The sequence below is a fragment of the Clostridium kluyveri genome (assembly GCF_001902295.1).
Lineage (GTDB): Bacteria > Bacillota > Clostridia > Clostridiales > Clostridiaceae > Clostridium_B > Clostridium_B kluyveri_B.
In genome coordinates this window covers 2,129,824-2,144,503 of sequence record NZ_CP018335.1, presented here as the reverse complement: position 1 = coordinate 2,144,503, position 14,680 = coordinate 2,129,824, and the positions used below count along the sequence as shown (strand labels likewise).

Sequence of the window (14,680 nt, the reverse complement as noted above, 5' to 3'; positions counted from 1 at the left end):
AGGGGGATTATTTATGGAGGAGAAAAAACAACGTGAACTTGAGGAATTAAGTGATGAAGTGGATATAATACTTTCATATAAAGATACTATATCCACAGAGGAAATAAATAATTTTGTAAATAAATTCTCCTTATTATCTGAATATGAGATAAGAGAAAAAATAAAAGAGTTAACTGGAGACAGTGTATATATACAGGAATCTGATGGCAAAGCTATAGAAGAAAAGCAATATGAAGATATAAAAAAAATAGAGGTCATGGAAAGTACAGAAGAGGATTTAAAACCTCATAATAATATATCTCAGGACTCTGAGACTAAAAGTATGTCAGAAAATGAACCTTTCTACAATACACCAGAGGAAGTATTTGATATAAATAATATTCCGGAAGTTTCTTTTGTAAGGGCTGAAGTGAAATATGGCCAGCTTTCTTTAGAGTGGGGATGGCCCCGGGGTATAAATAAAGTTATGTTGTGCTACAGAATGGATAAATTTTCCTTAAGTTCTAAAGATTCCTCTGCCCATCACATTTTGATAGAAAGAAAGGCTGGTTCCTCTGAAGGAGACTATACAATGGACAGAGTAGTGGAGGGCAATTACTACTTTTCTATTTATACCCTAGTGGAATATGGTAAAAAGATGATATTTTCTCAGGGACAAAGAAGGCTTGTAGTAAATAAAATACCAGAGGAAATATTCTATGAAATAAAAATAAAAAGAAATATTTTAGGAAAATTGAAAACTGCGGAGTTAGTTTTATCCACAGATAAGAAAGAAATAAATGTTCCACCACTTGTTTTAATAGGCAGAGCAGGGAATATGCCTCTTCAAAAATCCCAGGGAGAAAATCTTGTTACTACCGATTATGAAACGCTTACAAGGGATGAGAGCCTGTCTTTTACTATACCTATTGATAGTATAGGAAGAAATATGTATGTAAAATTATTTTTTATAGAAGATGTGAATAGTAAAATGTATAGAATAATATCCCCTGCAAAGGATAAACTGTATTTTAAGTGACTTTAAATATAAGGCACATACCAAGGAGGATTTCAGATGAAGTTTAACTTAAAAAAGAAAGATTATTATATATGTCCCTATTGTTTTTCAAAACATAGTTTAAATGATGTGAACTTTATGTGTAAAAATGATCCTGACGTATGTAAAAATGCTAAAGAAGGTATCGTACTGAAACCAGTCAGAGAGGAAAATAAAAATGAAATACTGGATTCCATATGCTGCGGAGAATGCGGAGAGAGAACTCATATAAAGATATGTCCAACCTGTCAGGCGGAATTGCCCTTTGCCATAGGACAATATGATGATTTGGTATTTGCAGTAATTGGGGCAAAAGAGGCAGGGAAAAGTCATTACATTGCAGTTTTAATAAATAAAATAATGAATGAAATAGGCTCTGCCTTTAGTTGCAGCCTTTCTGCAGTAAATGATGCTACCATAAACAGATATAGAAATGATTTTTATAATCCGGTTTTTAAAAGAAATGAGCTTATAAGAGTAACTCGTTCTGCTAAAACAGATTCCTCTGTAAAACAGCCTCTTATCTATAACCTTACATTTAAAGAACAGGGGATTATGGGGAAATTTTTCAAAAGCAGGAGAATAAGTAATGTAGTTACCATTGCTTTTTTTGATACTGCAGGTGAAGACCTGGATTCTGAAGATACCATGAAAACTGAAAATAGATATATATATAATTCTTCCGGTATAATATTTCTTCTTGACCCACTGCAGCTGGAAAATGTAAGAGAGAGACTGCCAGAGGGAACAGCGCTTCCAGAGGAAAATACAAAAATAGAGGATTTGCTCTCAAGGACTGCAAATCTAATCAGAAAAGCAAATGGTATAAAAATGAATAAGCTTATAGACATACCTGTGGCTGTGGCTTTTTCAAAAGTGGATGCAGTGGAATCTCTGGTAGACCCTTCAAGCTGTATAAATTATCCCAGCAAACATATAAGCAGGGCCTGCTTTGACTTATCAGATTTTGAGGATATGAATGGAACTATGGAATCTTTAGTCAGAAGCTGGGGAGGAGAAAATTTTGCAGAGCAGCTCAGCCTAAATTTTAAAGAATATGGATATTTTGGGTTAACTGCTCTGGGATGTAACTCTGTAGATGGGAAAATTACAAAATTAAGACCTCATAGGGTAGAAGATCCCTTTTTGTGGCTTTTATACAAACATAAACTGATAAAGGGAGAAAAAAGGAAGTGATTGTGAGTTATGGCAATTAAACAGCTTTTTTATACTTCATGTAAAAAGGGCTTATCTTCCGGTATGGGATTCCAGACGTATTCTATGTCAGAGGGTATTACAGATGAAGAACGAAAAGAGATTGAAAGTTATTGTGTATATGTACCTCCAGACAACCTACCTACACTGCCTTCTCGTGAAGAAATAGATGAATTGTTTCCACTGTCCTTTTCCTCCTTTAAACTCAAAAATAATAAATACTGCATATGCAGCAGTAAATATATAGGCAGAGATTATTCGGGAAGATATGGAAATTATTTTTGTCATGTGCTTATATCTCAAAAGCCCTGGGATTTTTATCCCATAGAAATTTATGGCTCTCCTGTTTTTAGGGAATTTCTAACGGACGAAGAACAAAATAGAGAAGAAATTCTTTATCTGCCGGAGCTGGAAGAAATACCACCAGGTAATATAATTAATTTTGATACCATAAGCCAATTTATTAAAAAAGATGCGGTGAATAAAAAAAGAAAAGGGTTTATACAGCTTATGGAGTCAGTTCTGGATTACAGTGAAAGCAAAAAAAGGATAATATATTGTGATGATAAAAATAACATACCTTTTTGGATTGGAGCAGTTTTAATGTGTATTCCTAAAAAATTGGCCAGGCAATTTAGCTTTACTACCTATTGTTATAATCCTGAGGATTTAAACTATATAATTTGTGGTGTAGATAAGAAAGGAAGTAAATTTAATTTTAAAGAGAGTCAGAAATCATATAGGTATCATATCCACAATTTTTCCAAGGAATCTAATTATGAAGTTAGGTGCAGCAGCAGTTTTATAAAATTGGCTGAAGTAGGTTATACAGTCTCTAAGGAAATATTCATGCCTTTTATAGATTTTATAGGTCAGTTTGAATATAATTTCTTGGATAGAGATATAGATAACTGTGTAAATCTATATAACATAGTAAAAAGAGGAATAGAAAAATCCAACATTGAAAACATTAAAAAAGCATTGAGTTTTGCAATTAGCTATAAATCTATAAGAGCTTATTATGAGCTTTTTAATTTGCTTGACCCGAATCTTGATAAAATAAGTACCCAGGTGGACTTGGAACTTTTGGAGATAATAACAAAATTTTTGTTTAAAGCTGGACTGGAAATAGAAAACAGGAAATATACAACAAAAACTTATGAATTCTTTTTTAATTCTATTCATTATCTTCTGGTAGATGTTGAAGAGATTCCCCTGCAGGATATAATAGATCTATACCATAGAATAAGAAATTTAGAGCAAGTGTCTATAGAGCAGTTTACTCGAGCTTCACTTAATATAGATAGAATAAAAAATATTGAAATCTACGTCAGGGGAGGAAAAGTAAGACATGCAAAGTTCTATTTTAATACCCTGGCACGGGATATAATTATTTTTAATAATAAATGTGATACTAAAAGCAGAAAAGTTCTATTTAGTATGGATGGAGAAAGTAAGAATATAACTATTTTATTTAATAAGTGTCTGGAAATGCTAATAAAATCTCCAGAAGATATTTTAGACATACTAAGTTTTTTTAAAAAAGATTATGAATACTTTGCAAAGATAATTTTAAGAGCCTATTATATTAATAATTATTCTAAAAGACGTAATGAAGTTGAAAAAATTCTGGCAGGTTTTATTATAGATGAAGGAAATAAAGACAGCCAGTGGAAGAGAAAAATATATTCTCAAATAAACAGATTAGATGGTGCAGAGAACTTTTTGTTTTCTATATATAGTTTTGAACTAATAGAAAATGGTGATAAAGAGAATTTTTTTGTGAATTATTGTGAGGAAGTGTTTTATTTTTTTCAAGATTACAGAGATAAAAAATTTTCCGAATCTCTTGAGTTATACCTATATAATAAGGATATTCCACTGGAAGAATATAAGAATATAATAGATTACATAGATAAGGGTTCTATAATAAACTTAATCTGTAAAAATGTACTTGAAAAACTTTTTACAGATTTTGAAGAAAAGATCGGTATAGAAGATGCAGAAAAGGAAAATTATATTATAGAAAAGTCTGTAGACATAAAAAATCGGTTTAAAATAAAAACTCCTTTGAGCACAGTAGAATTGTTATATATAGGAAATAAAATTCAAAATTCCAAAGAGGACAATAAAGTTACACTGCTTAAAAAGATTAAAATTGATTTTTCTAATATGGATGAATATAAATATGAAGGATATTTAAGGTGGTTTTTATCCAGTATATGTGTATACCTTAAAAATGCAGGAGAACATTTTAAAGTTAAGAAGATTTTATGGTGTGAAGTGTATTCAGATATTTTTTATAATGTATATATGGATACTCTGGAAGATATTGTATTCACCAAAAAGTACAGAGATGTATTAAGAGCCTATGGCATAGAGGGATATACCATATTTTTGGATTTTATCATAGCTGTATTTAAGAATATGGAAAGTATGGAGGAAGAGACAGAGGAAATTTTAGATAATAGAATTGTAGATATACTTACAAGGATTTCTGAAAGAAAATTAAAAGAGCATAATAGTTACTTTACAGAAAAGATTAAAAGGCTTGTGCAGGTGGAGCAAATCATCACAAAATGGCAGTATATTATGACCAAAGTACATGAAAAAAATAAGAATAAAAGCCGGTTTAAATTTTTTAAGAAGCAGTAAAAACCCATAATTGAACTGTCAGGAGGTGATTTTTAGAAGATATGCTTAATTTTATTTCATTGGTGTTTTTAGGTACAGCAGGCATAATTGCAGGAATAATCTATGGATTTTTTAAGTGTGCATTAAGCTATTTTAAAGCCTTCAATTATAGTTTTAATAGAAAATATTCACTGAAAACCAAGGCAAAATTGGGAGAACCTGCAGCGGAAAAATATTTTTTTAATAAACAGTATGAGGATTTGTCAAATACTTATGAAAGTGCAAAATCCATTAACAGTGGTAATATTTTAATGTTAAAGAATGAACTCAATACAAAATCATATTTTACATATTACAGGGTAAAGACTGCTCAAAAAGTAATATATATATTGGGTAATTTAATAAATGTAATCTGTGTCTCAATACATTTTTTAATAGTAACCATTATAAGTATGCCCATTTACCTGTTTTATTTTATAGTGTTATGTGGTGAAAAGTTTAAATTCAAAAGAGGGAAAATAGGAGGAGTGTGTCCAAGGTGTCTAACCAGATTTAATATACCTTATTATATATGTCCAAACTGTGGAAGGGTTCATAAAATGTTAACTCCGGGACCCTATGGTATAATTAAAAGAAGGTGCAAGTGCAAAGAAGTAATTCCCTGTACTAATTTAGGAGGAAGATTCAAACTTAAGGCCATATGTCCTGTATGTGGAGGAGATATTGAAAGCAGAGAATCCTCTCCCCTGTGTATACCTGTTGTAGGTCCTGAATCTTCCGGGAAAACTTCCTTTATATATTCTGCTATAAATACCTTAAAGGATCATATTTCACGAGAGAGAAAATGGAATATAGAATTTCTAAATGAAAATTGTGGGGATAAGATTAGAAGATGTTTGGAATCCTTTAAAAAAGGTATTCCACCTGAAAAGACTGATAACAGTCACACAGAAGTATATAATATTTTTATAAATTCATCTAGGTTTTTCAATGAAAAACTTTTGTATTTTTATGATATTGGAGGGGAATATTTTAATTCAAGAGCTAACATAAGAACACAAAAGCACTATAAGTATATAGAAGGTTTGATTTTTGTCATAGATCCCTTGTGCATGGCCCAGGGAGAAAAGTATATTAAGAAAAATGAATCTGTAAAAAGTGGGTTCATGGATATAAATATACATGATTTTATAGATCGTTTTATACTGGCATTAAGGGAAATTAATCAAATCGACCCTAAGAAGCTTATTGCAATACCTTCTGCAATTGTAATAAATAAAATGGACTTGTTTGGGTATAATGGACCTATAGAAGATTTTCTTCGAGAGATGGGAGAAGATGCCATAATAAAAAAATTTGAATATAACTTTGCAAGTTATAAATTCTTTTCCTGCAGTTTGTTCCCATATGAAGAAACTGCTGCAGCAGAGGTTGTAAAGTGGATTTTAGGTGAGACAAATAGTAAGTTTGAATTTTTAGAAAAGGGGAAACATGAAAGTGTGAGGAGTGTATAAATGTGAAAAATAAAGCTAAATGGGTTTTAGTTGTAATCTTAATATATGTACTTCAGGTGGCTTTTATTCCTTTTTCAGGTGCTTTGGCAGCACAATCTGGAACCGGCATGGATGTGATTTTTGTACTTGATTCCAGTGGTTCCATGGCAGAAAGTGACCCTGAAAAAATACGGGAGGAAGCCATAAAAATGTTTCTTGATATGGGTCAGATTCAAGGTAACAAGGCAGGTCTTGTAGCCTATTCAGACAGCATAGTGAGAGAACATAATTTAGATAGCATAAATTCATCGGAAGACAAAGACAGAATAAAGAGTATGGCCTCGGATATTTCTCTTGGTCAGAAAACAGATACAGGAAGGGGACTTTTAGAAGCAGTAAAATTAATGGAAAGCGGCCATAAAAGTGGAAATAATCCCGTTATAATTTTATTATCCGATGGGAAAAATGATCCTGAGAGGAGTCAGGATGAGTCTTTAAATGATTTGAAAAATGCCCTTCAAATCTGCAAAAGTAAAGGTTATCCTGTATATACCATAGGACTTAATTATAATGGAACTGTAGATAAAACCCAGCTTGGTGACATATCCAGTTCTACTGGAGGTAAAAACTACATAACAAATACAGCCTCGGATCTGCCTGCCATCCTAACGGATATATATGCAGATAATTCAAAGCTTAAGGTTCAAGATGGAGGAACTATTAAAGCTAATGGAGATTTTCAGGAATTGAAGGTGAATATCCCAAATTCAAATGTACTTGAGGCCAATATATCAATGCTTTCAAGTACTCCTGTAGAAGTAAAACTTTTAAATCCTTCAGGCAAGGAGGTTTTAATACCCTCTGAAAATACCCTGTTCACCTCATCTAATAAATATTCAATGCTTAAACTTATCAACCCGGTAAAGGGAGAGTGGACAGTTAAGGTTAAAGGAGTAAGTGGAAATGATATAAAAGTAAGTTATATATTTAACTACGATATTCAGCTGAAGGCAGCTTTTACTCCTGAAAATCCAGGTAAGGGAGACAAGGTGAAAATTCAAGCCTATTTTACCAGTAATGGAGATAAGGTTACAGATGAGGAACTTTATAAAAATGTAGGGGCAAAACTTATTGTTAAAAATCTAAAAGACAACTCCACTAAGGAAATACCTTTAACTTCAGGAGACAATTTATTTAAAGGTGAGTATTCCTATTTAGAAGAGGGAAAATATGAGCTTAAAGTAAGGGTAGATGGAGACAGCTTTTACAGGGAAAGCAATACCCTGGTTATAGGAGATAATACCAGTGGGGCTGTGTCTGAGACTCAGTCAAAACCCTTTATTAAAAATCCAATAACTTTAACTGTAATTGGAATTATACTGGCAGCTATTTGTATTTATATAATTATTATGGTAATAAAGAAAAAACGTATCAGGGGCTTTGGCCGTATAGAGCTAAACATAAGAGATGAGAATACCGGTGAGGCTTTGTCTCCACAATTCAGAAATTTAGACAGCTACACAGGAAGTTTTACTCTATTTGATGTATTGGAGCTTAAAGAAGAATATTCAGAAACTGAACCCATAAAATTTGTATTCAAAAATGACGATGGTTTAGAGATAGTTAATAAGTCAAACTGTACTCTTCAAAAGTCAGGAAAAATACTGGAGAATAGTTCAAGAGTGACGCTCTATAATGGAAATAAAATAAAAGTTCTTTTAAATAAAGTTCCAAAAAGCATACTGGTGGAATTTCATGCTAAATAGGTTAAAAGGTAAACTTATATGAAGGGAAGATAAATTATGAACAGTAGAATTAGAGAACATCTTCAAGATCTTGAAGTGAGCAGGGGTGGAGGAATTATAAGCGATAAGATACGTATAGAAACCATACCAAACCCTATGCTTATAATAGGACTTGGTGGGACCGGCATAGATGCAATGCTTAGACTGAAATATCAAATCAACAAGAGATTTATCCTGGAGGAGGATATTATTTCAAATACAAGAAAAGATAAGCCTAAAAAGGTAGAATTTTTAGGATTTGAAACCAACCAGGGAGAAAAGAATAAAAGATATCCTGGAAATGGAGGAGTAGGACTTGACCCTCAAAGTGAATTGGTCATGCTGTCAAATGCAGAGATAAGATCTATTTTAAAAGATCGTAAAATATTGGATGATTGTATAAAGGAGTGGCTGTCACCGGAGCTGTCTTCTGAAAGCGGTACCGATGGTGCTGGGGGAGTAAGACAGGTAGGGAGGCTTTTGCTGTTTACAAAAATCAATGAAATTGTTGACTGTATTGAAAAGAAGATAAGATTACTGCAGGAAGACAAAGAAGAAACTCTTCATGTATTTATACTTTCCGGGCTTTCAGGGGGAACGGGCAGTGGTACCTTTATAGATATAGCTTATATAGTAAGGGGAATAATGAATAATATATATGGTTCAAAAGGTGATGACAAGGTTAATATAATGGGGTATTTGTTTACACCGGATGTGAATTTGTCAAGGTCTGCAGATAATCAGTCAGCACAATCCTATATTATAAAAAATGGTTTTGCAGCACTTAAAGAATTGGATTATCTTATGGGTATAGGAGACAGACACGAGAGATTCACACAAAAATATAGAAACAGACTTACTGTGGATTCACCAATGCCCCCTTTTAATCTGTGTCACTTGATTTCTGCCACCAATATAGATGGAAGACCTATGAGTAATGCCTATGATTACTGCATGAATGTTACAGCGGAGAATATCGTTAACTTCATGTCCAGTGAAGTAAGGGAATCCGGTGGAGTATTTGCAATACAGGACTATATAAGTAATTTAAAACAAAATACTGATAATATGGCAAAACCCTATATGTCAAACTACAAGTATGTAATTATAGGAGCATCTTCTGCAGTACTGCCTCTTGAGGAAATAACTACATATCTTGCCTATAAACTTTTTGAGAAAATGCAGTATATGTTTCATAATATTCCAGAGGAAAATGAAGTGGATAAGTTTATAAGAAGGCTTAAACTGGATGAAGATGGGGTAATTGAAAGATTTGAAGAGCATGTTCAAAACAGAAAGCCAATAACAGGGTACAAAGATAGAGAAAAATACAACTACAGCAATGTAATAAAAAAGCAGTCAGTTAATATTGATGAGGAAATGAAAGAATATTTGAGAGACTGCATAAATGAATATAATAAGGTGAAAACTCAATATCCGGGTCAGATCGAAAAAGAAGCACGGGAATTGATGGATGGGATTTTTAAGGATCCAAAAAGAGGGCCTTTTTATGCCTCTAGAATTTTATTTTCAAAGGGCTTTTGTGTCATAAAGACATTGGAGGTGGAAATCACATCCCTTAAGGAAAGACTGTCTAATATATCCAGAGAAATAAAATTAAAGAATGAACTGGCCGAGGACAGATTCATACAGGCTAAGAAGGCAATTTTATTCACTAAAGAAGGTAGAAAAAATGATTTCATAGAAGCAAAAAGTGAGGAGTATATATTAAAAGCAGAAGAAGAAAGAATTGTAAGGATGATAGAGTTCTATGAAAAAGTAATTGAAAATTTAAGTCAACTAAACCATAAAATCTATAAGGTATATACAGACATATTAAATGAATTAAATAAAATATTCAAAGAAGATGGGGATATACTGGCAAAAGGTGAAGAAATAGAAGGAGCCCTTGGAAGAACTTATTCCTGGACGGTAGTTAGGGTACCGGATTTAACAGATTATATAGAGAGGGTCGTAAATAAGGAGACTGCAGATGAACTTGTGAGGAAATTTTCCTATAGACTTTTGGAGGAATCCCAAAAATGGCTGGATGAGGTTCATATAGATGTGGTGGGATCAATTTCAAATTTTGTATCTGAAGAATATGGAAATGTAATAACCCAGTCCATGGAAGAATTTTTAGGTCTTCAATATGGAGAAGATAAATCCATTATCAGCATAATAAAGGATAACATAGCACCAAAGCTTGACAAGGATGCAGTTCCTATTTTCCATATAAACAACATGGAGGCTGTGAATTTTCCTACATGGAGTATGGTTTCAGTACCTACAAATGCCAAAAAGATTCTTGAGGGAATTAAAGAGTATAAGAGAAATTCCCACAGGGGTGATTCCATTAATATTAAGGAAAGTACAGTGACTAATAGGATATTTTGGCTCAACACCAAAAATGGAGTACCTCTTTATTCCTATGCTCCTATAAAGCATTATGAAGAAATTTATGAAAAAACACTGTTTGAAAGGGATGGAATAGGAAGACACCTATATCAAAGTGAAAATAGAAACTGGATATATCTCCCTTCACCTATTCCAGAGCAGTCCTGGGGTACAACTTATGTAAATGAAAGGGTAAAGAACTATAATGATGAGGTAAGGGAACTTTTTAAAAGAGGAGTAGAACTTGGGTGTGTAATAGATACGGAAAAAGGAAGCAATGAAAGATATAAATGTATTATTACAGAGGATTTCGATATAGATGAATTTATGGAGCAGTACAGCATTGATATGCAGGAAGATACACCTAATATAGGGGAAATAAAAAGGGCTATAACAGATATTGAAAAACTTTTAAAAGAGGGAATTACCCCTGTGGAAAACCATGATATGCAAAAATATTATATATTTGAAAGCAGTGATGAGGAAAGGGCACAAAACAATCTTATAAGAACTCCTGAACTTACCAGACTTTTATTACAAGAAGTAGAAAAATATGAAGCAATTATGGCTAAAAAAGAAGAGCTTGAGAGTACTATAGAAGGCTTAAGTAAGGCTCAGGCAGACATGGACAATTTTTTAAGGGCATTGTATACAGATACCATAGTGAAAAAGGGAGTATTTTATATTTACAATGGTAGAGATGACAGTAAAGTAAGTATAGAACCTTTTATAAATACTTTAAAAGAAAAAGAATATCACCATGAAGCCGTATTTAAAAAATATGCTTCACTGGATGAAAGAGATAAGGTAATTATAGATGTAACCTCTGACAGAAGACTTGAAAATCTTTCAATGGAAGAGGATACAAAAACTCTTATTTTAAATATAGATACTCTACTTGAAACTTTTAAAGAATGTATTCGGGAATTGGATATAAGAAAGTATCAATTGGTAAATGGAGATGAACTTTTTGCTTTTTACAATGAAATGCTTTCAAGACTGCAGGAAGTAAGAAAACAATTGGAACAATAGTTTTGAAGGTAAGGTGAGTCCTTGCCTTCTATCTCCCCAGGAGGAATTTTTATGGAATATATATTGGAGAATTTCAAGGAGGAATATGATTCAATAATTCAAAGAAGAATTTATCATAATAAGGTAGTCAGGAGTGCAAATAACCCTATACTTTTTGTATTTTTAGGAGATGGTGTTAAAGAAGCATATAAGTATATAGAAAGCAGTATAAGGCATAAGTGGGATAATGGAGAAGGTATAGCTTTTATAAATATTACTGCAGATAATGTGGAACACAAAGACGACTCTTTTAATTTTCAGTTTGATTTTAAAGATAAAAAATCTTTGAGAAAAAATATAAGGGAAAAATTTTATAGTGACAGGAAAGAATTAGAAAATTTAAATAAAAAGATAAAAATACTAAGAGATAAAATATTATCTAGTGGAAGTTTGTTTAATTCTTTTGAAAATATAAGCATTTCTGTAGTTACTGCCTCAGATGATCCTTTGAATATATTAGTTCCTGAAGTAACTCTGCTAATAAGAAAAAAAATGCTGGAAGTATTTAAGACGGGCACTTTGGATCTTTATGTTCTCGTAAAGGAAAAGAATATGGAAGATGAGTTTTTTTCAAGAGCCCTTTCAGTAAGTTTTTTCAGGGAAATAGAATATATGCAAAGTGAAGGTTTTAGGTTTGATGAAAAAACAGATGTGTATGGAGAGGATAGAGAGCTTTCCGTAAGTTTTAGTGGAGCTGTATTTTATATGACATATGTTTTGGAAGAAAAAAATGAAAAGGGTATAATACCAGAGAATTCCATGGTGAATAATTATGAAATAATAGCCTACTTAAATCTTATAAAAAATAGAAGTGTAAGTATTGACAACTTCGCAAATACGGAAAATCAGCATTACGATAATGCAAGATTTAAGGCAAATATACTAAGGGAAGATTCCTTAAACAGATATGTTACAGCAGGACTCTCTAAAGTGAGGAGACCAGGAGGTGCCATTTGTATAACAGTACTTAAGGATTTCTATGAAAGAATTGTAGGAAAATTAAATGAATTATCCATGAAAAAAGTGGAATTTATAACTGAAATCCTAAAGATAGATGAGTTAGGTTTAAATTCAAAAGTTGATGATATTTTACCAAAGCACATATCCATAATGGATATGAAGGGCATTATGATGTCACCTGTTTCAAAAGTAGAAGGATTTACTTTAAAACAAATTGAAGAAAAATTGTATGGAGACAGATGTGAAAATTTTTTTCGGGAAAATTTTATAATACCTTCTAAAAATAATTTGGAGGCCATAAATATTGAAGCACAAATTAAAGCTCTGGTAAAGGAAAATATAACAGACAATACTAAGCTTGGGTTATACTGTGCTTTAAATTGGATGGGAGAAGAAGGCCCCACAATAAAATATCTGAGAGATAAAATAAAATTTATAGACAGAATTATAGATAACATAAAAAATGAAATCAACAGTTTATATGAATCAAGATTTATAGAGGGGTTCAGCCTTGAAAATTTTTTTGTTAAAAGTAAAGGGATAAAGGAAGCTAAGACAAAAATATTTAAAGATATATACGAAAGAAAGCTTGAAATTTTAAGATTAAATATTTCAAAAAATATAATTAAACAGTATGAGAACATTTTGTTAAAAATCCATGGTGAGGTTTCAGAAGAAGCAAAAAACCTTATGTGCATAGGAGAGACGATTAAAAGCTATGAAGACAGTATAATAAAGAATGAAGATGACTATGCATCACAAAATGTAAAAGTTTATTATAAAAATGTGGTAAAGAATATTTTGGATAATCTTGAGAAAGATCATGGTGAAGCCTTTTACTTAGAAGATAATTATATGGGAAATCTTTCAGTGTTATTGAGGGAAGGAAAGGAAAAAGTACTTAAAAAAATGATACTATTTTGCAATAAATATATTTTCACGGAAGATGAATTTAAACTGTCTTTTGAGGAAGAGTTTAATAAAAGAGCAAATGTCAATCTTTCTGACTATAATTTAAAGGTACTTTCAAGGGAAGAACTTTATCGTAAACTATACAATATACTTGAGGACAATTCTGCACTTAAAAGTCACATTATGAATTATGATGTAAAGGGGTACCAGGAAAAATATTTTTTTGGAGATTACAGCAGTGATTTTATAAAATATGCTTTTGATTTTGACAGAAAAACAAGAAACTATAAAATAGGATATATACATGAAATAAAAAGCAGCGGTATTGAGAAATTGAATCTAATGGGAGGATTTGGGGCAAAAGACATTATATATGTAAAATCTTCTATTGAATTTTATAACTATTGTCTGGAAAATGAATACCTGCTTCACGGTATTGATGCAGGTCTATTGCCCCATATAGTTTAGATTTTCATCATCTAAAGGAAGGTAATGTTATGAAAATAGTTGAACTTTTAGACAATAAAGATGAAATATACAACGTACATTGGGAATTAGATAAGGATAAATTTACTATAAGATGGAGATGGCCCGGAAATATTGATATAGTGTATATAGTAAAAACAAACACCTTGGATAATTTTTCACTAGATGACATAGATAAGAGTAATGTTAAACTATATACTAGAGAAGAATACAGAGAATTTAACGGATACTGGGAATTTGTGAAGGAAATAAGTCAATACACATATTATATTTTTCCTGCAGCCCTAAAAGAAGATGAAATTTTACTTTTAAAGCAGCAAAATGGGAAAAACAAAGTGCTCATAAACACAGGAAAGCCTGAAATCTATTATGAAATAAGACAGCTGCAGCCTTTAAGAAACTTTTTCTCTAAAGAAAAAGTTCTGCAAATTATTATAGATTCAGAGACAGCTTTAAATAAGGACGTATTATGCTATGTGAAAAAGTCAAATTCTTATCCCATTAATAGAGAAGATGGTATAGCCTTTGATTTTATTGATAATATTTCTGCAGGGAAAAATATTATGCCGGAGATAAAAGTAAATAAAAATGAATATGTAAAAGTTTTTATAAAGGATGTAAATAAATATGGTAGTGCCTATACTTTAAAAGGAAGGTAAGAGAAATACCTTTCAAGTTGAATCCTCTTTGCA

The 14,680-nt window shown here is 31.8% G+C and carries 8 protein-coding genes; all 8 read left to right on the top strand.

Going from position 1 to position 14,680, the window contains the following annotated elements; translation table 11 throughout:
• The first annotated feature begins 13 nt into the window (after positions 1–13).
• The 8 genes from BS101_RS10335 to BS101_RS10300 are packed head-to-tail and all read left to right on the top strand — an operon-like array spanning position 14 to position 14,647.
• Positions 14–1,018, top strand: coding sequence for a hypothetical protein (locus BS101_RS10335; RefSeq protein ID WP_073538750.1), 1,005 nt, complete (start codon positions 14–16; stop codon positions 1,016–1,018).
• 36 nt (positions 1,019–1,054) lie between these two features.
• A complete protein-coding gene (locus BS101_RS10330) occupies positions 1,055–2,233 on the top strand; it encodes a hypothetical protein (protein ID WP_073538749.1) in 1,179 nt (392 codons plus the stop codon).
• Positions 2,234–2,242: 9 nt separating this feature from the next.
• Positions 2,243–4,906, top strand: a complete 2,664-nt coding sequence (locus tag BS101_RS10325) for a hypothetical protein (protein WP_073538748.1) — start codon at positions 2,243–2,245, stop codon at positions 4,904–4,906.
• Positions 4,907–4,947: 41 nt separating this feature from the next.
• Positions 4,948–6,399 (top strand): TRAFAC clade GTPase domain-containing protein, encoded by a 1,452-nt coding sequence (locus BS101_RS10320; RefSeq protein WP_073538747.1) that lies wholly within the window; start codon positions 4,948–4,950, stop codon positions 6,397–6,399.
• 2 nt (positions 6,400–6,401) lie between these two features.
• Positions 6,402–8,144, top strand: a complete 1,743-nt coding sequence (locus tag BS101_RS10315) for a vWA domain-containing protein (RefSeq protein ID WP_073538746.1) — start codon at positions 6,402–6,404, stop codon at positions 8,142–8,144.
• A 36-nt stretch (positions 8,145–8,180) separates the two neighbouring features.
• Positions 8,181–11,591 carry a tubulin-like doman-containing protein gene (locus tag BS101_RS10310; protein ID WP_073538745.1) on the top strand — a complete coding sequence of 1,137 codons (3,411 nt, stop codon included), beginning with the start codon at positions 8,181–8,183 and terminating at the stop codon, positions 11,589–11,591.
• Between the two features lie 51 nt (positions 11,592–11,642).
• Positions 11,643–13,970, top strand: coding sequence for a hypothetical protein (locus BS101_RS10305; protein ID WP_073538744.1), 2,328 nt, complete (start codon positions 11,643–11,645; stop codon positions 13,968–13,970).
• Positions 13,971–13,999: 29 nt separating this feature from the next.
• Entirely contained in the window at positions 14,000–14,647 is a 648-nt protein-coding gene (locus BS101_RS10300; RefSeq protein WP_073538743.1) for a hypothetical protein, read from the top strand.
• Positions 14,648–14,680 lie beyond the last annotated feature (33 nt).

What these genes read in the sequence shown, in the direction of transcription:
- BS101_RS10335 (WP_073538750.1), top strand. Translation starts at nt 14, where the DNA reads ATGGAGGAGAAAAAACAACGTGAACTTGAGGAATTAAGTGATGAAGTG.
- BS101_RS10330 (WP_073538749.1), top strand. Translation starts at nt 1,055, where the DNA reads ATGAAGTTTAACTTAAAAAAGAAAGATTATTATATATGTCCCTATTGT.
- BS101_RS10325 (WP_073538748.1), top strand. Translation starts at nt 2,243, where the DNA reads ATGGCAATTAAACAGCTTTTTTATACTTCATGTAAAAAGGGCTTATCT.
- BS101_RS10320 (WP_073538747.1), top strand. Translation starts at nt 4,948, where the DNA reads ATGCTTAATTTTATTTCATTGGTGTTTTTAGGTACAGCAGGCATAATT.
- BS101_RS10310 (WP_073538745.1), top strand. Translation starts at nt 8,181, where the DNA reads ATGAACAGTAGAATTAGAGAACATCTTCAAGATCTTGAAGTGAGCAGG.
- BS101_RS10305 (WP_073538744.1), top strand. Translation starts at nt 11,643, where the DNA reads ATGGAATATATATTGGAGAATTTCAAGGAGGAATATGATTCAATAATT.
- BS101_RS10300 (WP_073538743.1), top strand. Translation starts at nt 14,000, where the DNA reads ATGAAAATAGTTGAACTTTTAGACAATAAAGATGAAATATACAACGTA.